We start from the raw sequence: 20,916 nt of genomic DNA on the forward strand, positions 1-20,916 counted from the left end.
GAGTATCCATGGGCATTTTCAAGACGATCCGCAGCGCCGGCGCCATCGGCCTCATTGCGCTGGCGCCCTGCGCCGCGCTGGCACAGGCCTGGCCCGCCGGACCCGTGCGCCTTTTCGTGGGCTCGCCGCCCGGCGCCCCATCGGATATCACGGCGCGGCTGTTCGCAGACCAACTGGGCAAGCTGGTCAAGCAACCCGTGATCGTGGACAACCGCCCCGGTGCCGGCAACAACCTGGCCGCCATCGCGGCAGCCAAGGCGGAACCCGACGGCGCCACCCTGGTCCTCAGCCCGGACACCGTGCTCACGGTCAACCCGCATATCTACAAGAACCGCGATTTCGATCCCAAGGCCGATCTGGTGAACGTTTCCATCATCGGCAGCTTTTCGCAGATGCTGGTGTGCCACCCTTCGGTGGGCGTGAAGACGGTCAGCGAATTGGTGGCCAAGAGCAAGACCGAGCGCATCCTCTACGGATCCGGTGGACCGGGGGTGCCCGGGCACCTGGCGACCGAAATGTTCCTGGATGCGGCGCACGCACGCATGGAGCACATTCCCTACCGCGGGCCCGCGCCCGCTACGCAGGCGGTGCTGGCCGGCGAAGTGCAATGCGGCTTCCTCGCCACGCCCACCGTGCTGCCGCATGTGCGGGCCGGCAAGCTCACGGCACTGGCCGTCTCCTCGGCCACGCCATCGCCGCTGGCGCCCGAGGTTCCCACGCTGGCCCAGGCCCTGAAGCAGCCAGGCCTGGACGTGAGCTTCCGGCTGGTGCTGCAGGCCCCCAAGGGCACGCCGCCCGCCGTCATCGCCGAACTGGCGAAACGGGCGCAGGAGGTGATGAAGCTGGCGGACGTGCGTGCCAAGCTGCAAAACAGCGACGTGACGGCCCTGGGGACCACCAGCGCGCAGGCGCAGGCGACGCTGACTCAGGAAATGGCCCGTTGGGAACCCGTCGTGAAGCGCCTGGGGCTGACGGCCGATTGAGAACCGGGGGGTGACGGCCGGCGCCCTTCGCAAAGCATCCATGGGGCTGGCTGGGGCGCCGGCCTACAGGGCGGCAGCCGACTTGCCTTTAGGATGGGCGCACCGTCCGCCCTCAGCTTTCCGCATGCGCAACCTGCTCGACTTCACCTCCTGGTCCACCCTGCTCACCACCCTGATGGGCCTGCTGGTGGCCACCCTGGTCATGGTGGGTACGCGCCTGGTGTTCATGCAGACCATCCAGAAACGCCGCGAGCGCGAGAACCGGCAGATCAACGAGAGGCTCAAGACCCTGATCGCCGCGTACAAGACACTGGGTGGATCCTTCACCGGGCAGTTGCAGGTCCACCCCACGCACATGCGCGACCTGCGGCGCCAGCAGGTGCATGACAGTGCCGTGCAGATGGCGATGGCCACCCCACAGGAAACCGATGCATCCGAAGCCGAGGAATCGGACCTGCCCTCTCCGACCCTCACCAGCACCGAACGCCAGCGCCGCATGCGCGATGCGGTGGAGGCTGCCCTGTCCGACGTGATCCTGCTCGGCACCGAGGAACAGGTGGAACTGGCCGCCAAGGCCGCACAGGACATGGTGGACGGGCGCAGCATCGAGACCGCGCAGTTGGTGGTGTCGCTGCGCCACTTCATCCGCTCGGCGCTGGACCTGGAGCCCATTCCCACTGCGGTAGCCATTCCCAACCAGGGCCCATTGCGGCCTGCCACCGGTGGCGGTGCCGCGGGCAAGCGTGCAGGAGCGGCGGGCAATGCCGAGGCCGGCGGTGGTCGCGGGGGCGGAGCCGGTGGCGCCGGGGGCGGCGGAGCTGGCATGGGAGGCATGGCCCTGGGTGCCGGAGTGGGCTCTCGCCATGCAGACAGCGACACCTCCGAGGGCCCGGGTCGTTGACCCCATGGTCCACCTCTTCAGTCTTCGCTCTCCTCGAACAGCGCATACAAGGCCACCGCTACGCTCAAGGGAAGCCCTTCGTCTAAGCCCTCCGGGTCTTCCGACACATCGACATAGTCACTGCCGTTCACCGGCTCCAGCATGAGGGCGGGGACGGGCCGCACCACGGCAACGTCGGGGTAGTCGTCCGGCCGGCCGCCTTCGGAGGTGTGCGGGTCGAACCAGATATTGCCTGCCTCATAGAAGCCCGCCGCATAGCGCTCCTCGATCAGGCGCAGCAGGTCAAAGGTCTCGGGGCTCAGGGCCTGCTCTGCCGAGGTGAATTGCACATGCCAGGCGGCCCCCAAGTACCAGTAGATGAGCAATGCAGTGCCCCGGTCCAGCGTGGGCTGGTCGAGCAGCCAGCGCAGGGCCTGCTTGTTGCCGTCGTAGTTGGAGCGCGCGGCGAATACATGCCAGGCAGCGGGAGAGGCATCGGCCAGGTAGGCGTGCACCAGATTCCAGGCACGGGCTTCAATGTCGTTGTCGGAAGTCATGCAAAAAGGTGGGTTGGATCAGGCGCCCAGCACAGGGGACCGCTCGATCAGGCTTTGGAGAATCGCGTCGAACAAGGCATTGCCATCGTTGCCGCAGACGGGCTTCCACTGCACGTGCTGCGTCACGCGCTGGCGGTGGCGCAGGGTTTCGACCCAGACGTCGCGCAAGGGTGTCTTGCAGTGCAATGCCAGCACCAGCAAGGCCATCTGCTCCTGCAGATAGAACAGGCCGTGTACGCCGCTCTCGCCGTCCTTGAGCACGCGGCTGACCTGGTCCACCGAGAGCAGCAGCTTGCCCAGGGCCGCCATGTCCTTGGGCGCATCCTGCCAAAGGATGGCGCGCTCGGCGGCCCAGAAGGCCAGGGCCTTGGCAAACTCGGCCAGGTCGTGCGCGCTGCGCAGGTCGTTCTGGCCCAGGCGGGGGTTGCGGTGCCAGGGAATCTGCTGGAAGTCGTTCAGGGTCCGTTCGTAGTCGGGGATGAAGGCCTTGATGCGGCTGCGCAGTTCGGGCCCGCCGATCTCGTCCAGGCGCGCCAGCCAGGCCTCGCGCACGCTGGGCAGCCACCAGTGCACGGCGCAATGGATGTACTGCCGGTCATGTTCCGGCTGCACCTGTATGAAAAACGCCTGCACGGTGGGACCAAAACTGCGCTGCACCAGGCGCGCGCGTGAATTCACCGGATGGGGGTGGACCTCGAAGCCCAGGGGCGCGAGCCGCTCCATCAGTGCGCCGCACAGCACGTCCAGGCTGTGGGGCACCCGCGCCGGGGCAAAGCTGCCGGGCGCGGCCTGCACCTTGGGCGGCTCCACCCGCACGGCGCGTTCGGCAAAGGGCTCGACCGTGCCGTCCTCGTAGACCACCTGGCGGTCCAGCCGGTACAGCGCCCCGCCCTGCGGCTCGAACAGCTGCAGCCCGGCGTCGGCCGCCACATGGCCCAGGGTGGAGAGCACTGTGGCGTCGAGTGCCTGCACATCGACACCCAGGTTCAGGGGCCAGTGGTCCAGCGGCCCGAACGGCAGGCCCTCGGTCCAGATCAGAGGCTGCTCCACGCCGTTGGCACCAGCGGCCAGCGGGTAGTAGCACTGCACCTCGCGCAAGAACTGGTCGAACATGGCCACCACCCGGGGCGTGGCCCGCTGGTCACGCTGGCACGCGGCCAGGGCCGTGGGCACGTCGGTGGCCGTGATGCGGTCGAAGATCTGGACGATGGTGCTCATGAAAGCGAAAGCGGCAGACACCCGAATATGTAACAGGATCAGCGGATTGTGCGCAATGGCGCGCCGGGCGGCTACCGGAAAATCCCGCCTGCATGGGACTCGATGCATTCGCACAACGGCATGTAGAAAGCCACGTTGTAGCCGCGCACGCCGATGTCCTGGTGGATCAGTGCGCAGTAGCGGGCCTCCAGTGCGCCCCAAAGGTCCTCGGTCCCCTTGATGATGGCCGAGGCGTGCTCGATTCCGTTGCTGGCGGCCCGCAGCCGGGCTGCAGTGGTCTCGTCGTCGAGCGCCATGGTTTCCAGGAGGGCCACGCGCTCGTCCCGGTCCTTGGGGATGCGCTGGCCGGGGAAGACGGCATAGGCCTCGCGCAGGATGTCGGCATACGGTGCCATGCCCAGCAATTCGAAGCCTGCCAGTGCTTCGTGTGCCAGCTCGCCGTAGCTGTTGTAGAAGAACTGCGAGAAGCCGCCGTTGCAGATTTGCCCGTCTGCATTGGCGATCGCCCACAGAGCCAATTGCACAGGGGTCATGCGGGCCGACCACTCCATGGCCGCTTCGGGATCGTCCCATGCCCAGACGACACCGATGCGGCTGACCGCATATTCGAAATAGTCGTACCAATCGAAGGAGGGATAGGAGCCTTCCGCGGCCAATACCGCCAACGGACCGGGGTTCCGGGGCCTGAGGCTCAGGATATCGCCCCTCTCGGACAGCGGCATCCCATCGGCTGCAGCCAACCGCCAACCCCCTTTGGTCAGTCGCATGAATTCCTGCCCGTCGGCGTAAGCCAGGGCTTCGAAGTCGCCGTCGCAAGCCTGTGCGTGCAGCGGCTTCCAGACGGCACCGGGGCCGGCAGCGGCGCCTTCTTGCAGCTCGTCGGTGAGGACCATGGAACCGTCAACGATCATGCGCACGTGGGTACGGAGCTTGTTGCCCTTCTTGGCGTCCTTGATGAAATGCCGTTCGTAAGCCATGGTGCGAGGTGGTGTGTAGCGCTCATCGTAGAGCACCGCCGGGCGACTCTTCGGTAGATACGTGTGCCTGAGATCCAATACGTGCTCCCGCCCACGGGCCAGCCCATAAAAAAAGCCCGGACCGTTGCCGGGCCGGGCTTTCGTTTTAGAACTGCGCAGTGTGCTGTCCCTGGCTGGCTATGTCACTTCTTCTGCGGCGGCACGTCCGTGCAGCTGCCATGCGCAATCTCCGCCGCCATGCCGATGCTCTCGCCCAGCGTGGGGTGCGGGTGGATGGTCTTGCCAATGTCCACCGCGTCCGCGCCCATCTCGATGGCCAGCGCGATCTCGCCGATCATGTCGCCGGCGTGGGTGCCCACGATGCCGCCGCCCAGGATCTTGCCGTGGCCATGGGCCTCGGGGCTGTCGTCGAACAGGAGCTTGGTATAGCCCTCGTCGCGGCCGTTGGCAATCGCCCGTCCCGAGGCCGTCCAGGGGAACAGGCCCTTCTTGACCTTGATGCCCTGGGCCTTGGCCTGGTCTTCGGTGAGGCCCACCCAGGCCACTTCGGGGTCGGTGTAGGCGACGCTCGGGATCACGCGGGCGTTGAAGGCGGCGCTCGCCAGCTCCTTGTTGCCCTGGATCTCGCCGGCGATGACTTCTGCCGCCACATGCGCTTCATGCACCGCCTTGTGCGCCAGCATGGGCTGGCCCACGATGTCGCCGATGGCGAAGATGTGCGGCACGTTGGTGCGCATCTGGATGTCGACGTTGATGAAGCCGCGGTCGGTGACGGCCACGCCGGCCTTCTCGGCGGCGATCTTCTTGCCGTTGGGGGTGCGGCCCACGGCCTGGAGCACCAGGTCGTACGTCTGCGGTGCCGGCGCGGTGCCGCCCTCTTCCGCCGCGGCAAACGTCACCTCGATGCCTTCGGGCGTGGCCTTGGCCCCCACCGTCTTGGTCTTGAGCATGATGTTGTCGAAGCGCTTGGCGTTCATCTTCTGCCAGACCTTGACGAGGTCGCGGTCGGCGCCCTGCATCAGGCCGTCCAGCATTTCCACCACGTCCAGGCGCGCGCCCAGGGTGCTGTACACCGTGCCCATTTCCAGGCCGATGATGCCGCCGCCCAGGATGAGCATGCGCTTGGGCACTTCCTTCAATTCCAGCGCGCCGGTGGAGTCCACCACGCGCGGGTCGTCGGGCATGAACGGCAGGCGCACGGCCTGGCTGCCGGCGGCGATGATGGCGTTCTTGAAGGCGATGACCTTCTTGCTGCCCGTCTTCTCCTGGCCGGTGGCGCCGCTGGTTTCTTCCACTTCGAGGTGGTGGGCACCGACGAACTGGCCCAGGCCGCGCACGGTGGTGACCTTGCGCATCTTGGCCATGGCGGCCAGGCCACCGGTCAGCTTGCCGATGACCTTCTCTTTGTGGCCGCGCAGCTTGTCGATGTCCAGGGTGGGTTCGCCGAAGCTCACGCCCAGGTCGGCCATGTGGCTCACTTCGTCCATGACAGCCGCCACATGCAGCAGGGCCTTGGAGGGGATGCAGCCCACGTTCAGGCACACGCCGCCGAGAGTCGCGTAGCGCTCGACCAGCACGACCTTGAGGCCGAGGTCGGCCGCGCGGAAGGCGGCGCTGTAGCCGCCGGGGCCGGCACCGAGCACGAGCAGGTCGCATTCGAGGTCGGCGTTGCCACCGAAGCTCGATGCCTGGGGTGCGGGTGCCGCCGGGGTTGCCGAGGCGGCCGGGGCTGCGGCTGCGGGTGCAGCCGCCGGTGCGGGAGCGGCGGCACCTGCGTCCGCTGCCTCCAGCGTCAGCACCACGGCGCCCTGGGCGACCTTGTCGCCGATCTTGACCTTGAGCTCCTTGACCACGCCAGCGTGGCTGGACGGGATCTCCATGGAGGCCTTGTCGGACTCCACGGTGATCAGGCTCTGCTCGGCCTTGATGGTGTCGCCGGGCTTGACCAGCACTTCGATGACGCCGACTTCGTCGAAGTCGCCGATGTCTGGAACCTTGATATCAATGATTGCCATACCAGGGTCTCCTCGTTACAGCAGGATGCGGCGGTAGTCCGCCAGCACCTGGCCCAGATAGGCATTGAAGCGCGCAGCGCTGGCACCGTCGATCACGCGGTGGTCGTACGACAGCGACAGCGGCAGCACCAGGCGCGGCACGAACTGTTTGCCATCCCACACCGGTTTCATCTGGCCCTTGGACAGGCCCAGGATGGCCACTTCGGGCGCGTTGATGATGGGCGTGAAGTGCGTGCCGCCTATGCCGCCCAGCGAGCTGATGGACATGCAGCCGCCCTGCATGTCGGCCGAGCCGAGCTTGCCGTCGCGGGCCTTCTTGGCGAGGTCTCCCATTTCGGTGCTGATCTGCATGATGCCCTTCTTGTCGGCATCCTTGAGCACGGGCACCACCAGGCCGTTGGGCGTGTCCGCCGCAAAGCCGATGTTGTAGTACTGCTTGTAGACCAGGGTGTCGCCGTCCAGGCTGGTGTTGAACTCGGGGAACTTCTTGAGCGCGGCCACCACGGCCTTGATCACGAAGGCCAGCATGGTCACCTTGACGCCGCTCTTCTCGTTCTCCTTGTTGGTGGAGACGCGGAAGGCTTCCAGTTCGGTGATGTCGGCCTCGTCGTTGTTGGTGACGTGGGGGATCATCACCCAGTTGCGGTGCAGGTTGGCGCCGCTGATCTTCTTGATGCGCGAGAGATCCTTGCGCTCCACCGTGCCGAACTTGCTGAAGTCGACCTTGGGCCATGGCAGCAGGTCAAGGCCTGCGCCGGAACCACCACCGCCGCCTGCAGGCGCCTTGGCGGCCTGGGCCTTGGTCTGGGTGGCGCCGCTCATCACCTGCTTGGTGAAGGCCTGCACGTCGTCCTGCCCGATGCGGCCCTTGGGGCCGGTGCCCTTGACTTCTTCGAGCGGCACGCCGAGTTCGCGGGCGAACTTGCGCACCGAGGGCGAAGCGTGGGGCAGGCCTGTGATGGGGCCGCCGGGCTGGTGGGCGGGCACGGCAGCCGCTGCAGGAGCGGGCGCTGCCGCAGCAGCCTGGGCAGGAGCCGGTGCCTGGGCTGCAGGCGCAGCAGCAGGGGCCGCTGCAGGCGCTGGCGCGGATGCCGCGGGCGCGGCTGCGCCTTCGAGGATCGCCACCAGGTCGCCGATGTTCACGGTGTCGCCGATCTTGACCTTGAGTTCCTTGAGCACGCCGGCGGCGGGCGACGGGATCTCCATGGACGCCTTGTCGGATTCGACGGTGAACAGCGATTGCTCGACCTTCACCGTGTCGCCGACCTTGACCAGCATCTCGATGATGGCCACGTCCTTGAAGTCACCGATGTCGGGCACGCGCACTTCCACCGGGCCGGATGCGGCGGCCGGGGCGGCTGCCGCCGGGGCGGGCGCCGCAGCGGCAGGAGCCGGTGCGGGGGACGCGGCGGCTGGCGCGGGTGCTGCAGCAGCAGGCGCCGCGGCCGCTTCGCCTGCCACTTCCAGCGTGAGCACCACGGAGCCCTGCTTGACCTTGTCGCCCACGGCGATCTTGATCTCCTTGACCACGCCTGCGTGGCTCGACGGGATCTCCATCGACGCCTTGTCGGATTCGACCGTGATCAGCGACTGCTCGGCCTTGACCGTGTCGCCGGGCTTGACCAGCAACTCGATCACGCCGACTTCATCGAAGTCTCCGATGTCCGGAACTTGAATGTCTACCAATGCCATTGTTGTCTCCGGTTCTTTTACGCGTACAGCGGGTTGACCTTGTCGGCCTGGATGTTGTACTTGGCGATGGCCTCGGCCACCTTGGCTGCGGGCACCTTGCCTTCTTCGGACAGCGCCTTGAGCGCCGCGACGACGATGTAGTGGCGGTTGATCTCGAAGTGCTCACGCAGCTTGCTGCGGAAGTCGCTGCGGCCGAAGCCGTCGGTACCGAGCACCTTGTAGGTGCGGCCGGCAGGGATGAACGAACGGATCTGGTCCGCGTAGTTCTTCATGTAGTCGGTGGAGGCGACCACGGGACCGGTGGTCTTGCCCAACTGCTCGGCCACGAAGGAGACGCGTGGCGTTTCCGTCGGGTGCAGCAGGTTCCAGCGCTCCACGTCCTGGCCGTCGCGGGCCAGTTCGTTGAAGCTTGGGCAGCTCCAGATGCTGGCGGCCACACCCCAGTCCTTTTCGAGCAGGTCCTGGGCGAAGAACGATTCGCGCAGGATGGTGCCGCTGCCCAGCAGTTGCACGGTGGGTGCATCGGCGGCCAGGGCCGGCGCCTGCTTGCACAGGTACATGCCCTTGATGATCTGCTCTTCCGTGCCGGGCTGCAGGCCGGGCATGGGGTAGTTCTCGTTGAGCAGCGTGATGTAGTAGAAGACGTTTTCCTGGCGCTCGACCATGCGCTTCAAGCCGTGGTGCATGATCACGCCGACTTCGTGCGCGAAGGTCGGGTCGTAGCTCACGCAGTTGGGGATGGTGCCGGCCAGGATGTGGCTGTGGCCGTCTTCGTGCTGCAGGCCTTCGCCGTTGAGCGTGGTGCGGCCCGAGGTGCCGCCCAGCAGGAAGCCGCGGGCCTGCATGTCGCCCGCCGCCCAGGCCAGGTCGCCGATGCGCTGGAAGCCGAACATCGAGTAGTACACGTAGAACGGGATCATGATCCGGTTGTTCGTGCTGTAGCTGGTGGCGGCAGCGATCCAGCTGGCCATGCCGCCGGCTTCGTTGATGCCTTCCTGCAGGATCTGGCCGGCCTTGTCTTCACGGTAGTACATCACCTGGTCGCGGTCGACCGGGGTGTACAGCTGGCCCTTGGGGTTGTAGATGCCGATCTGGCGGAACAGGCCTTCCATGCCGAAGGTGCGGGCCTCGTCCACCAGGATGGGCACGACGCGCGGGCCCAGGGCCTGGTCGCGCAGCAGCTGCGTGATGAAGCGCACATAGGCCTGGGTGGTGGAGATTTCACGGCCTTCGGCCGTGGGCTCCAGCACGGCCTTGAAGGTGTCGAGCGAGGGCACGGTGAAGCTCTCTTCGGCCTTGGGCAGGCGCTTGGGCAAATAGCCGCCCAGGGCCTTGCGGCGCTCCTGCAGGTACTGCATTTCCGGCGTGTCGTCGGCCGGCTTGTAGTAGGGGATGTCGGCCAGCTGGCTGTCCGGGATCGGGATGCTGAAGCGGTCGCGGATGTACTTGATGTCCTCGTCCGAGAGCTTCTTGGTCTGGTGCACGGTGTTCTTGCCTTCACCGGCCTTGCCCATGCCATAGCCCTTGACGGTCTTGACCAAGAGCACGGTGGGCTGGTTCTTGTGCGCGTTGGCAGCATGGAAGGCGGCGTAGACCTTGGCGGGCTCGTGGCCACCGCGGCGCAGCTCGAAGATCTCGTCGTCGGTCATGTGCTCGACGAGCTTGAGCGTCTCGGGGTGGCGGCCGAAGAAGTTCTTGCGCACGAAGGCACCGTCATTGGCCTTCATGGCCTGGTAGTCGCCGTCCAGCGTCTCCATCATCAGCTGCTTGAGCTTGCCGGTCTTGTCGCGCGCCAGCAGGGTGTCCCAGCCATTGCCCCACAGCAGCTTGATGACGTTCCAGCCGCTGCCGCGGAACTCGCTTTCGAGCTCCTGCACGATCTTGCCGTTGCCGCGCACCGGGCCGTCCAGGCGCTGCAGGTTGCAGTTGATCACGAAGACCAGGTTGTCGAGGTTTTCACGCGCAGCCAGGCCGATGGCGCCCAGCGATTCGGGTTCGTCCATCTCGCCGTCGCCGCAGAACACCCAGACCTTGCGGTTTTCGGTGTTGGCGATGCCACGGGCGTGCAGGTACTTGAGGAAGCGCGCCTGGTAGATGGCCATCAGCGGGCCCAGGCCCATCGACACCGTGGGGAACTGCCAGAACTCGGGCATCAGCTTGGGGTGTGGGTAGCTCGACAGGCCCTTGCCGTCCACTTCCTGGCGGAAGCTGTCGAGCTGCTCTTCGGTCAGCCGGCCTTCGAGGTAGGCGCGGGCGTAGATGCCGGGCGAGCTGTGGCCCTGGATGTACAGCAGGTCGCCACCGTGGTCTTCGCTGGCGGCATGCCAGAAATGGTTGAAGCCGGCGCCGAACATGCTGGCCACCGATGCGAACGAGCCGATGTGGCCGCCCAGGTCGCCGCCGTCGGCGGGGTTCAGGCGGTTGGCACGCACGACCATGGCCATGGCGTTCCAGCGCATGTAGGCACGCAGGCGCTTTTCAATGGCGATGTTGCCAGGGCAGTGGGCTTCCTGGTCGGCTTCGATGGTGTTCACGTAGCCGGTATTGGCCGAAAACGGCATGTCGATGCTGCTCTGGCGCGCGTGCTCCAGAAGCTGCTCCAGCAGGAAATGGGCGCGCTCCGGGCCCTCCTTGTCGATCACGGCGGACAGCGCATCCATCCATTCACGGGTTTCCTGCTGATCGACGTCGGTACCGAGGCCGAAAGCGGCCTGAGGGTCGGGCTGAGCTGACATGCTTTGTCTCCTATAGGTGTGGCAGCAATTTAGAACACTGCCCCTAGTTTCGCACAACTTTTCGCGAATTTCAAATGGTGCCTATTGATATCACATTATGAGAATTTGCTGCAAACGCACAAGAACGAGCGTTCGCAAAATGCTCACGGCGGCCCGAAAAACCCGCCGCAGGGGATCGTGGACAGGTTTGTCCCTGCTGTCCGTTACCAGGTGTGCGCCTCCTCTACACTTGAGGGACATGCATCCCACCGACCCAGCGCCCCCCACCACGGTTTCGCCCATCGCGGCCCCTGCGCGCTGGTGGCGCAAGTGGTGGCGCAGCCTCTCGCCCACCCGGCAGGACCGGTTTGCCGCGCTCGCGCCCCTGGCAGCCGTGCTGATGTTCCTGGCGGCCATCGTGGCGGCCTTCTGGTACCTGCGTGCCGAAGAGGCCGAGCGCGAACAGGAAGCCCTGCGCCGCGACGTGGAATATGCCCAGCAGCGGGTGCGCCTGCGCCTGCTGGAGCGCCAGGAGCAGCTCATGCGCATTGCGCGCGACCTGTCCAACCAGGAGCTCGAACGCTCCGAGTTCGTGAGCCGCGCCGAGACGCTGATCAGCCAGTACCCCGAGCTGCAGGCCATCACCTGGATCGACGAACGCCGCCGCATCCGCGCCAGCCACGCGGCACCGACCCTGGCCAGCAGCGAGCTGCGCATTGCCGGCGAGGTGCTCAAGGCCGGCGACACGGCCGATACCTATGGCCTGGCGCGCGACCTGCAGCAACCCGTGTATGCCCAGCCGGCCGCCACGGCGGGCGACATCACCCCCCTCTTGCAGCTGCAGGTGCCGCTGAACAACCAGGGCAAGTTCAGCGGCGTGGTGCTGGGCGAATACTCCATCGACAGCCTGCTGCGCTACGGCACGCCCACCGAGGTGCTGGCGCGCTACGCCGTGACCCTGCTCGACAGCAAGAACCAGGTGCTGGCGGGCACCCCCCTGGGCCCGCGCAACCCGGCCACGCAGCTGCTGCCCTGGAGCCCGCGCGCCAATGAGTACGAGGTGCCCGTGTCCCCCGTGGGCAACGGGCTGGTGCTGCGCGCCCAGGCCTACCGCACCTCGCTGGGCGTGGTGGGCAGCGGCCTGTTCTGGCTGGTGGGCACGCTCTCGGCCATGACGGCCTGGATGCTGATCGCCACCTGGCGCCACACGCGCCGGCGCATGCAGGCCCAGCAGGCCCTGGTGGCCGAGACCAATTTCCGCCGCGCGATGGAGAACTCCATCCTCACCGGCATGCGCGCGCTGGACATGGAAGGCCGCATCACCTACGTCAACGCGGCCTTCTGCCAGATGACGGGCTGGAGCGAGGCCGAGTTGGTGGGCCTGAAGGCGCCCTTCCCCTACTGGCCCGACTCGGACCACGAGGCCCTGCACGCCAAGCTGCGCGACGAGCTGAGCGGCAAGACCATCGTCGGCGGCTTCCAGGTGCGGGTGCGGCGCAAGAGCGGTACGCTGTTCGATGCACGCCTGTACGTGTCGCCGCTGATCGATGCCCATGGCCACCAGACCGGCTGGATGACGTCGATGACCGACATCACCGAGCCCAACCGGGTGCGAGAGCAGCTCTCGGCGTCGCACGAGCGCTTCACCATCGTGCTCGAATCGCTCGATGCCTCGGTGTCCGTGGCGCCGCTGGGCAGCGAGGAGCTGCTGTTTGCCAACAAGCTGTACCGCCAGTGGTTCGGCTCGCAGACCGGCGGCCACCTGCAGCTGGTGGCCCAGGCCGGCGTGGTGCCCGTGGCGGGCAGCACTTCGACGGGCGTGGACGACGAGGACGGCCTGATGGGCCTGCCCACCGACACACTGACCAGCGCGCGCACCGAAAACGCCGAGATCTTCCTGCCCGACCTGGGCAAGTGGCTGGAGGTGCGCTCGCGCTACCTGAACTGGGTGGACGGGCGCCTGGCGCAGATGGTGATCGCCACCGACATCACGCCGCGCCGCCAGGCCGAGGAGCAGGCTTCGCGCCAGGCCGAGCGGGCGCAGTCCGTCAGCCGCCTGATCACCATGGGCGAGATGGCTTCCAGCGTGGCGCACGAGCTGAACCAGCCGCTCACGGCCATCAACAATTACTGCAGCGGCATGGTCTCGCGCATCCAGAGCGGGCAGTTGACCGAAGAGGCACTGCTCACGGCCCTGCAGAAGACGGCCCACCAGGCGCAGCGCGCCGGGCAGATCATCCAGCGCATCCGCTCCTTCGTGAAGAAGAGCGAACCCAACCGCGCGCTGGCGGACGTACACCTGATGGTGAACGAGGCCGTGGAGCTGGCCGACATCGAACTGCGCCGCCACCATGTGCGGCTGACGCTGTACATCGCTGCGCGCCTGCCCCCCGTGATGGCCGACACCATCCTGATCGAGCAGGTGCTGGTGAACCTGATGAAGAACGGCGCCGAGGCCATCCAGCATGCCAACCGGCCCACGGCCGGCCGCAGCGTGGAACTGCGCGTGGTGCCCAAGACCATCGAGGACCGCGGCGTGGTCGAGTTCTCGGTGCTGGACACGGGCAAGGGCCTGGCGCCCGAGGTGCTGGAGCGGCTGTTCGAAGCCTTCTTCTCCACCAAGCAGGAAGGCATGGGCATGGGCCTCAATTTGTGCCGCAGCATCGTCGAGTCGCACCAGGGCCGGATGCATGCAGAGAACATCTACAATGGTTCAGACGTCACGGGCTGCAGGTTCTCCTTCTGGTTGCCGCTTGCCAAGCCTGCCGATGACACTACAAATTCTGTAGCAAACGCACATACTCCAAGGACAATTGCATGAGCTTGATTCCGAAAAAAGGCACCGTATACGTCGTGGACGATGACGAAGCGGTCCGTGACTCCCTGCAATGGCTGCTGGAAGGCAAGGACTACCGGGTGCGCTGCTTTGATTCGGCCGAAACCTTTCTGTCGCGCTACGACCCGCGCGAAGTGGCCTGCCTGATCGTGGACATCCGCATGGGCGGCATGACCGGCCTGGAGCTGCAGGACCGCCTGATCGAGCGCAAGTCTCCGCTGCCCATCGTGTTCATCACCGGCCACGGCGACGTGCCCATGGCCGTGAACACCATGAAGAAGGGTGCGCTCGACTTCATCCAGAAGCCGTTTGACGAGGAAGAGCTGGTCGGCCTGGTCGAGCGCATGCTGGACCACGCCCGCGAGGCGTTTGCCGGCTACCAGCAGGCCGCCAGCCGCGACGCCCTGCTCTCCAAGCTCACCAGCCGCGAGGCGCAGGTGCTCGAGCGCATCGTCGCCGGCCGCCTGAACAAGCAGATCGCCGACGACCTGGGCATCAGCATCAAGACGGTGGAGGCACACCGCGCCAACATCATGGAAAAGCTCAACGCCAATACCGTGGCCGACCTGCTCAAGATCGCCCTCGGCCAAAATGCCCCCAAGGGCTGAACCGACGCGCAGCCCAGTTCCCCACCAGGGCGCCACCCGGCGCCCTTTTCGATCCGAATTCCAGCCATGACAGCCCAACTCATCGACGGCACCGCCCTCTCCCGCCAACTGCGCAGCGAAGTCGCCCAGCGCGCCGCTGCCCTCACCGCGCGCGGCCACCAGCCCGGCCTGGCCGTGATCCTGGTGGGCGAAGACCCGGCCTCGGCCGTCTATGTGCGCAACAAGGTCAAGGCCTGCGAAGACAGCGGCGTGCGCTCGGTCTTCGAGAAGTACGAAGCCACGCTCAGCGAAGCCGACCTGCTGGCCCGCATCGCCGCGCTGAATGCCGACCCGACGGTGCACGGCATCCTGGTGCAGATGCCCCTGCCCAAGCACATCGACCCGCACAAGGTGATCGAGGCGATTTCCACCGCCAAGGACGTGGATGGCTACTCGGTGCTGTCGGCCGGCGAGCTGATGGCCGGGCTGGAGGGCTTTCGCCCCTGCACGCCGTACGGCAGCATGAAGCTGATCGAATCCACCGGCCAGTCGCTCAAGGGCAAGCATGCCGTGGTGATCGGGCGCAGCAACACCGTGGGCAAGCCCATGGCCCTCTTGCTGCTGCAGGCCAATGCCACGGTGACCGTGACGCACAGCGGCACGCCCGACCTGGGCTACCACACACGCCAGGCCGATGTGGTGGTGGCTGCCGTGGGCCGCGCCAACACACTCACGGCCGACATGGTCAAGCCCGGCGCCATCGTGATCGATGTGGGCATCAACCGCAACGCCGAAGGCAAGCTCTGCGGCGACGTGGATTTCGAAGGCGTCAAGGAAGTGGCCGGCTGGATCACCCCCGTGCCTGGCGGGGTTGGCCCGATGACCATTACCATGCTGCTGGTGAACACGATCGAGGCGGCCGAGCGCACGGCTGCACGGTAAAAAAACCCTTGAACCAACGCCCCGAGGCGCCATCTACACCGCATGAGCAACGCCCTTCTCGAATTCTCCGGCCTTCCCCAGTTTGACCGCATCACGCCCGAGGACGTCGCGCCTGCGGTCGACGTGCTGCTCGAGCGTGCCAACGTGGCGCTGGAGACGGTGACCGCCCCCGACTTCCCCGCCCGCTGGGACGCCATCGCCCAGGTGCTGGACGTGGCCACCGAGCAACTGGGCACGGCCTGGGGCGCGGTGAGCCACCTCAACAGCGTGGCCGACACGCCCGAGCTGCGTGCCGCCTACAACGCCGCCCTGCCCCGCGTGACCGAATTCTGGACCCGCCTGGGAGCCGACGAGCGCCTGTACGCCAAGTACAAGGCCATCGACCCCGCCACGCTCAGCGCCGAGCAGCGCCAGGCGCACAAGAATGCCGTGCGCAACTTCGTGTTGAGCGGCGCGGAACTGGTGGGCACCGCCAAGGAGCGCTTTGCCCAGATCCAGGAGCGCCAGGCCGAGCTGAGCCAGAAGTTCAGCGAGAACGCCCTGGACGCGACCGACGCCTTTGCCTACTACGCCTCCGACGCCGAGGTGGATGGCGTGCCGGCCGACGTGCTGCAGGCCGCGCGCGACGCGGCCCAGGCCGAGGGCAAGGACGGCTACAAGCTCACGCTGAAAATGCCGTGCTACCTGCCGGTGATGCAGTTCGCCCACCAGAGCGCTCTGCGCGAGAAGATCTACCGCGCCTATGTGACCCGCGCCTCCGACCAGGCCGAGGGCGACGCCCGCAAGTACGACAACACCGCCCTGATCAGCGAGATCCTGGCGCTGCGCAAGGAAGAAGCGCAACTGCTGGGCTATGCCAACTTCGGCGAAGTCTCGGTGGTCGCCAAGATGGCCGACTCGCCTGCCGAAGTGGTCTCCTTCCTGCGCGACCTGGCGCACCGCGCCCGCCCCTATGCCGAAAAGGACGTGGCCGACCTGCGCGCCTTTGCCTCGGCCAGCCTGGGCCTGGCCAATCCCCAGGCCTGGGACTGGCCCTACGTGGCCGAAAAGCTCAAGGAAGCGCGCTACGCCTTCAGCGAGCAGGAGGTCAAGCAGTACTTCACGGCGCCCAAGGTGCTGGCCGGCCTGTTCAAGATCATCGAGACGCTGTTCGAGGTGGCGATCCGCCGCGACAGCGCGCCGGTATGGAACCCGGCCGTGGAGTTCTACCGCATCGAGCGCGGCGACACGCTGGTCGGCCAGTTCTACCTGGACCAGCCGGCGCGCACCGGCAAGCGCGGCGGCGCCTGGATGGACGACGTGCGCACCCGCTGGCTGCGCCCCGACACCGGCGTGCTGCAGACCCCGGTGGCCCACCTGGTGTGCAATTTCGCCAGCGGCGTGGACGGCAAGCCGCCCCTGCTCACGCACGACGACGTGATCACACTGTTCCACGAATTCGGCCACGGCCTGCACCACATGCTGACCCAGGTGAACGAGCGCGACGTCTCGGGCATCGGCGGCGTGGAGTGGGACGCCGTGGAGCTGCCCAGCCAGTTCATGGAGAACTTCTGCTGGGAGTGGGACGTGCTCAAGCACATGACGGCCCACGTGGACACGGGCGAACCCCTGCCGCGCGCGCTGTTCGACAAGATGATCGCCGCGAAGAACTTCCAGAGCGGCATGCAGACGCTGCGCCAGATCGAGTTCTCGCTGTTCGACATGCTGCTGCACACCGAGCACGACCCGGCCCGGGACATCATGCCCCTGCTGGACCAGGTGCGCGCCGAAGTGGCCGTGCTGCAGCCGCCGGCGTTCAGCCGCACGGCACACACCTTCAGCCACATCTTCGCGGGCGGTTATGCTGCGGGCTACTACAGCTACAAGTGGGCCGAGGTGCTGAGCGCCGACGCCTATGCCGCTTTTGAAGAAACGGTGGGCAGCGATGGCGAGCCGAGCGCCGAGACCGGCCGCCGCTACCGCGAGGCCATTCTGGAGGCCGGCGGCAGCCGCCCGGCCATGGAGTCGTTCAAGGCCTTTCGGGGCCGCGAGCCGCGCCTGGACGCCCTGATGCGCCACCAGGGCATGGCCGAGCCGGCCACGGCCTGAGTTTCCCCACAACACACGGATTCCGAGGAGTAAGACGATGCGCAAGAACCTGCTGTCCCTGCCGATGCTGGCCCCGGTGCTGGTCCTGCTTGCCTGCGCGGGAGCCCAGGCGCAAACGGTGTACCGCATCGTCGGGCCCGATGGCAAGGTCACCTTCTCGGACCGCGCACCCGACAATGCGAGCAAGGCCACGGCCACCACCACCAACCCGGCGACGGGTGCCGTGGGCAGCACGAGTGGCCTGTCGCTGGAACTGTCTCGGATCGCCCAGCGCTTCCCCGTCACGCTCTATACCGGCAGCGATTGCGCGCCCTGCCTCAGTGCACGCAGCCTGCTGGTGAACCGCGGTGTGCCCTTCACCGAGCGCACCGTGAGCACCAACGAGGACCTTGATGCACTGCGCAAGCTCAGCGGAGACACCTCGCTGCCCTACGGCACCATCGGTGGCCAGCGCATGGTCGGCTTCCAGGACACGGAATGGACGCAGTACCTGGATGCCGCCGGCTATCCCAAGACATCGCAATTGACGGCCAGCTACCGGCGCCCTGCACCCACGCCACTGACGGCCGCCGCCCCTGCGGCAGCCCCTGCAGCCGCCGCCTCGGAGGCACCTGCAGCAACGGCGTCGCCACGCGCGCGCCCGGCACCGCCCACCGAGGGTCCGTCGCCCACCAACCCCCAAGGCATCCGGTTCTGAGCAGCCACACTCCGATATGACAATGGGCCGCAACTGCGGCCCATTTTGTATGCGGCGCCCGCAGCGCCGCCCTTGCTCAATAATTCAGCGTCTTCACACCCTGCGCAGTGCCCAGCAGGCACACCGAGGCCTTCTGGTGCGCAAACACGCCCACCGTGACCACGCCGGGCCACTGGTTGACGTCGGATTCGAAGGCCAATGGATCGGTGATGGACAGGCCCGTGACGTCGAGGATGTGCTGGCCGTTGTCGGTGACCAGGGGCTGGCCATCCTTTTGGCGGATGCTGGCCTTGCCACCCAGGGCCGCAAAGCGGCGCGCAATGTTCTGCGCCGCCATCGGGATCACTTCCACGGGCAGGGGGAATGTGCCCAGCGCAGGCACCAGCTTGGATTCGTCGGCAATGCAGACGAAGCGGCCGGCCAGTGCGGCGACGATCTTCTCGCGCGTGAGCGCGGCGCCGCCGCCCTTGACCATGTGGCCCTGGCCGTCGATCTCGTCGGCGCCGTCGATGTAGACCGACAGGGATTCGACCTCGTTGGCGTCGAACACGGGAATGCCCAGCGCCTTCAAGCGTTCAGTGCTGGCCACCGAGCTCGACACGGCACCCTTGATGCTGTCCTTCATGCTGGCCAGCGCGTCGATGAATTTGTTGACGGTGGAGCCCGTGCCCACCCCCACTATCTCGCCAGGCACCACATATTGCAGGGCAGCCTGGCCTACGAGGGCCTTGAGTTCGTCTTGGGTCAGGGGGGTGGAGGTCGTCATGAGGGAAAATCGGAGGTTGTTGCGCAATTATCCCCTGTCATCCCCCCATGTCCCTGATCCCCTACGCCCTCACCCGCCCTTTCCTCTTCGGCCTGGATGCCGAAGCCGCCCATGAACTCACCATGGACATGCTGGCGCGCGGGCAACGCACGCCGCTGCAGTGGGCCTGGTGCAACACGCGGGTGGACGACCCCATCGAACTGGCCGGGCTGACCTTCCCCAACCGCGTGGGCATGGCCGCCGGGCTGGACAAGAACGCCCGCGTGATCGATGCGCTGGGCGGCATGGGCTTCGGCTTCGTGGAAGTGGGCACCGTGACGCCCAAGGCCCAGCCCGGCAACCCCAAGCCGCGCATGTTCCGCCTGCCCGAGAAGCGCGCGCTCATCAACCGCCTGGGCTTCAACAACGAGGGGCTGGACGCCTTTTTGCGCAACGTGCAGCAATCGCGCTTTCGCGAGCACAAAGGCCGCGGCCCGCGCATGCTGCTGGGCCTGAACATCGGCAAGAACGCCAGCACCCCCATCGAGAACGCCACCAGCGACTACCTCACCTGCCTGGATGGTGTGTACCCCCATGCCGACTACGTGACGGTGAACATCAGCTCGCCCAACACCCAGAACCTGCGCGCACTGCAAAGCGACGAGGCGCTGGACGGACTGCTGGGCGCCATTGCCGAGCGCCGCGAGGTGCTGGCACAGCAGACCGGCAAGCGCACGCCCATCTTCGTGAAGATCGCGCCCGACCTGACCGAGGAGCAGGTGTCCGTGATCGCCGCCACGCTGCAGCGCCACGGCATGGACGGCGTGATCGCCACCAACACCACCATCGGCCGCGATGCCGTCAAGGGCCTGCGCCATGCCGAAGAGACGGGCGGCCTGAGCGGCGCGCCGGTGCTCGAAGCCAGCAACAACGTGATCCGGCAGCTGCGTGCCGCGCTGGGCAGCCCATTCCCCATCATCGGCGTGGGCGGCGTGATGAGCGCCGACGATGCGGTGAGCAAGATCCGCGCGGGCGCGGACGTGGTGCAGATCTACACCGGGCTGATCTACGAGGGCCCGGCGCTCGTGACCCGGGCGGCGCAGGCCATCAAGGCCATGCGCTGAGGCACCGGGGCAGGCGCTGCGCGCAGACAATTCCACCAAGTGGTAAAAAATCGGGGTATCCCACTGCACGGACGCCAAGACCATGGCATAGTCGGCGCGATACCAAATGTGTCATCCGATGGCAATCCAATCCATTTTGACCGTGCGTGTGGCCTTTGTGGCACCACGGTGATGCCCCGCATTTCCATCCATGAATGTTCTTGTCATTGACGATCACTCCCTGTTTCGAGAGGGACTTCGCCTGCTGCTCGCCGAGCTCGGTTTCGGAATCGACACCCAGATCGCTGGCAGTTGCGAAGAGGGGCTCGAAAAACTGCGGGCGCGACCCGCAGACATCGTGCTGCTGGACTGGCACATGGAGGGTCTCTCCGGCGCCGATGCCATGGTGGCCATCCGCGACCTGGTGCCCCAGGCGCGCCAGATCGTGCTGTCGGGCGAGAAGAGCGCGGCCCTGGTGCGCACGGCGATCGACAATGGCGCGGTGGGCTTCATCGCCAAGGACTCCGAGCCGGAAACGCTGATGCTCGCCCTGAACACCATTGCCTCGGGCGGGATCTACCTGCCTGCCACCCTGCTCTCCGGGCCCGGAAGGACGCCGGCGCCCTCGGACAACCACCTGCCCAGCGACCTCACCCAGGCCTTTCCCGAACTGACCCAGCGCCAGGGCGATGTGCTGGCAGCCATCCTGCGCGGCCTGCCCAACAAGGTGATTGCGCGCGAGCTCAATATCAGCGACCAGACGGTGAAGTCGCACCTGAGCGTCATCTTTCGCCAGCTGAACGTACAGAGCCGCACCGAAGCGGTCTACGTCTGCGCACGGCAAGGCGTGCGCATCGCGTGAAATGAGCTGTTCAGCACAAT

Annotated in this window: 16 protein-coding genes; 9 read left to right on the forward strand and 7 right to left on the reverse strand. The window is 66.6% G+C overall.

The annotated features are described in order from the left end of the window. Positions 1-8 precede the first annotated feature (8 nt). Both AC0IZS_RS26620 and AC0IZS_RS26625 read left to right on the forward strand, forming a co-directional pair. Positions 9-983, forward strand: a complete 975-nt coding sequence (locus tag AC0IZS_RS26620) for a Bug family tripartite tricarboxylate transporter substrate binding protein (protein WP_471638429.1) — start codon at positions 9-11, stop codon at positions 981-983. Positions 984-1,107: 124 nt separating this feature from the next. Next, positions 1,108-1,884 carry a hypothetical protein gene (locus tag AC0IZS_RS26625; RefSeq protein ID WP_471638430.1) on the forward strand — a complete coding sequence of 259 codons (777 nt, stop codon included), beginning with the start codon at positions 1,108-1,110 and terminating at the stop codon, positions 1,882-1,884. A 17-nt stretch (positions 1,885-1,901) separates the two neighbouring features. On the opposite strand, the gene AC0IZS_RS26630 is transcribed toward AC0IZS_RS26625, so the two are convergent. The 6 genes from AC0IZS_RS26630 to aceE all read right to left on the reverse strand — a co-directional run bounded on the left by AC0IZS_RS26630 (position 1,902) and on the right by aceE (position 11,057). Next, positions 1,902-2,420 (reverse strand): DUF4274 domain-containing protein, encoded by a 519-nt coding sequence (locus tag AC0IZS_RS26630; RefSeq protein WP_471638431.1) that lies wholly within the window; start codon positions 2,418-2,420, stop codon positions 1,902-1,904. Positions 2,421-2,438: 18 nt separating this feature from the next. Then, on the reverse strand, positions 2,439-3,638 hold the full coding sequence (locus AC0IZS_RS26635; protein ID WP_471638432.1) for a hypothetical protein: 1,200 nt from the start codon (positions 3,636-3,638) through the stop codon (positions 2,439-2,441). A gap of 71 nt (positions 3,639-3,709) precedes the next feature. Further along, a complete protein-coding gene (locus AC0IZS_RS26640) occupies positions 3,710-4,615 on the reverse strand; it encodes a DMP19 family protein (protein ID WP_471638433.1) in 906 nt (301 codons plus the stop codon). A gap of 182 nt (positions 4,616-4,797) precedes the next feature. Further along, positions 4,798-6,630, reverse strand: coding sequence for a dihydrolipoyl dehydrogenase (lpdA, locus tag AC0IZS_RS26645; protein WP_471638434.1), 1,833 nt, complete (start codon positions 6,628-6,630; stop codon positions 4,798-4,800). 15 nt (positions 6,631-6,645) lie between these two features. Next, entirely contained in the window at positions 6,646-8,322 is a 1,677-nt protein-coding gene (gene aceF, locus AC0IZS_RS26650) for a dihydrolipoyllysine-residue acetyltransferase (protein ID WP_471638435.1), read from the reverse strand. 17 nt (positions 8,323-8,339) lie between these two features. Further along, on the reverse strand, positions 8,340-11,057 hold the full coding sequence (aceE, locus tag AC0IZS_RS26655) for a pyruvate dehydrogenase (acetyl-transferring), homodimeric type (RefSeq protein WP_471638436.1): 2,718 nt from the start codon (positions 11,055-11,057) through the stop codon (positions 8,340-8,342). A 238-nt stretch (positions 11,058-11,295) separates the two neighbouring features. On the opposite strand from aceE, the gene AC0IZS_RS26660 reads away from it, so the two are divergent. The 5 genes from AC0IZS_RS26660 (at position 11,296) to AC0IZS_RS26680 (ending at position 18,186) form a co-directional block, all read left to right on the forward strand. Continuing rightward, positions 11,296-13,857 carry a PAS domain S-box protein gene (locus AC0IZS_RS26660; RefSeq protein ID WP_471638437.1) on the forward strand — a complete coding sequence of 854 codons (2,562 nt, stop codon included), beginning with the start codon at positions 11,296-11,298 and terminating at the stop codon, positions 13,855-13,857. Next, on the forward strand, positions 13,854-14,480 hold the full coding sequence (locus AC0IZS_RS26665) for a response regulator transcription factor (RefSeq protein ID WP_007848524.1): 627 nt from the start codon (positions 13,854-13,856) through the stop codon (positions 14,478-14,480). Before AC0IZS_RS26660 ends, AC0IZS_RS26665 begins: the two co-directional genes overlap by 4 nt. Before the next feature lie 66 nt (positions 14,481-14,546). Further along, a complete protein-coding gene (folD, locus tag AC0IZS_RS26670; protein WP_471638438.1) occupies positions 14,547-15,401 on the forward strand; it encodes a bifunctional methylenetetrahydrofolate dehydrogenase/methenyltetrahydrofolate cyclohydrolase FolD in 855 nt (284 codons plus the stop codon). Positions 15,402-15,443: 42 nt separating this feature from the next. Beyond that, entirely contained in the window at positions 15,444-17,489 is a 2,046-nt protein-coding gene (locus AC0IZS_RS26675; RefSeq protein WP_471638439.1) for a M3 family metallopeptidase, read from the forward strand. Between the two features lie 37 nt (positions 17,490-17,526). Continuing rightward, positions 17,527-18,186 (forward strand): DUF4124 domain-containing protein, encoded by a 660-nt coding sequence (locus AC0IZS_RS26680; RefSeq protein ID WP_471638440.1) that lies wholly within the window; start codon positions 17,527-17,529, stop codon positions 18,184-18,186. 76 nt (positions 18,187-18,262) lie between these two features. On the opposite strand, the gene rpiA is transcribed toward AC0IZS_RS26680, so the two are convergent. Continuing rightward, positions 18,263-18,952, reverse strand: a complete 690-nt coding sequence (rpiA, locus tag AC0IZS_RS26685) for a ribose-5-phosphate isomerase RpiA (RefSeq protein WP_471638441.1) — start codon at positions 18,950-18,952, stop codon at positions 18,263-18,265. 47 nt (positions 18,953-18,999) lie between these two features. Here rpiA and AC0IZS_RS26690 point away from each other — a divergent pair, with 47 nt between their 5' ends. Together AC0IZS_RS26690 and AC0IZS_RS26695 are read left to right on the forward strand one after the other, a co-directional pair. Next, positions 19,000-20,055, forward strand: a complete 1,056-nt coding sequence (locus tag AC0IZS_RS26690; RefSeq protein WP_471638442.1) for a quinone-dependent dihydroorotate dehydrogenase — start codon at positions 19,000-19,002, stop codon at positions 20,053-20,055. 190 nt (positions 20,056-20,245) lie between these two features. Next, positions 20,246-20,896, forward strand: a complete 651-nt coding sequence (locus AC0IZS_RS26695) for a response regulator (protein ID WP_471638443.1) — start codon at positions 20,246-20,248, stop codon at positions 20,894-20,896. The last annotated feature ends 20 nt before the right edge of the window (positions 20,897-20,916 follow it).

This window comes from Acidovorax sp. AC410 (assembly GCF_979253235.1).

What these genes read in the sequence shown, in the direction of transcription:
- lpdA (WP_471638434.1), bottom strand. Translation starts at nt 6,630, where the DNA reads ATGGCAATCATTGATATCAAGGTTCCAGACATCGGCGACTTCGACGAA.
- AC0IZS_RS26640 (WP_471638433.1), bottom strand. Translation starts at nt 4,615, where the DNA reads ATGGCTTACGAACGGCATTTCATCAAGGACGCCAAGAAGGGCAACAAG.
- AC0IZS_RS26695 (WP_471638443.1), top strand. Translation starts at nt 20,246, where the DNA reads ATGAATGTTCTTGTCATTGACGATCACTCCCTGTTTCGAGAGGGACTT.
- folD (WP_471638438.1), top strand. Translation starts at nt 14,547, where the DNA reads ATGACAGCCCAACTCATCGACGGCACCGCCCTCTCCCGCCAACTGCGC.
- AC0IZS_RS26690 (WP_471638442.1), top strand. Translation starts at nt 19,000, where the DNA reads ATGTCCCTGATCCCCTACGCCCTCACCCGCCCTTTCCTCTTCGGCCTG.
- AC0IZS_RS26635 (WP_471638432.1), bottom strand. Translation starts at nt 3,638, where the DNA reads ATGAGCACCATCGTCCAGATCTTCGACCGCATCACGGCCACCGACGTG.
- AC0IZS_RS26625 (WP_471638430.1), top strand. Translation starts at nt 1,108, where the DNA reads ATGCGCAACCTGCTCGACTTCACCTCCTGGTCCACCCTGCTCACCACC.
- AC0IZS_RS26620 (WP_471638429.1), top strand. Translation starts at nt 9, where the DNA reads ATGGGCATTTTCAAGACGATCCGCAGCGCCGGCGCCATCGGCCTCATT.
- rpiA (WP_471638441.1), bottom strand. Translation starts at nt 18,952, where the DNA reads ATGACGACCTCCACCCCCCTGACCCAAGACGAACTCAAGGCCCTCGTA.
- AC0IZS_RS26675 (WP_471638439.1), top strand. Translation starts at nt 15,444, where the DNA reads ATGAGCAACGCCCTTCTCGAATTCTCCGGCCTTCCCCAGTTTGACCGC.
- AC0IZS_RS26665 (WP_007848524.1), top strand. Translation starts at nt 13,854, where the DNA reads ATGAGCTTGATTCCGAAAAAAGGCACCGTATACGTCGTGGACGATGAC.
- AC0IZS_RS26660 (WP_471638437.1), top strand. Translation starts at nt 11,296, where the DNA reads ATGCATCCCACCGACCCAGCGCCCCCCACCACGGTTTCGCCCATCGCG.
- aceE (WP_471638436.1), bottom strand. Translation starts at nt 11,057, where the DNA reads ATGTCAGCTCAGCCCGACCCTCAGGCCGCTTTCGGCCTCGGTACCGAC.
- AC0IZS_RS26680 (WP_471638440.1), top strand. Translation starts at nt 17,527, where the DNA reads ATGCGCAAGAACCTGCTGTCCCTGCCGATGCTGGCCCCGGTGCTGGTC.
- aceF (WP_471638435.1), bottom strand. Translation starts at nt 8,322, where the DNA reads ATGGCATTGGTAGACATTCAAGTTCCGGACATCGGAGACTTCGATGAA.
- AC0IZS_RS26630 (WP_471638431.1), bottom strand. Translation starts at nt 2,420, where the DNA reads ATGACTTCCGACAACGACATTGAAGCCCGTGCCTGGAATCTGGTGCAC.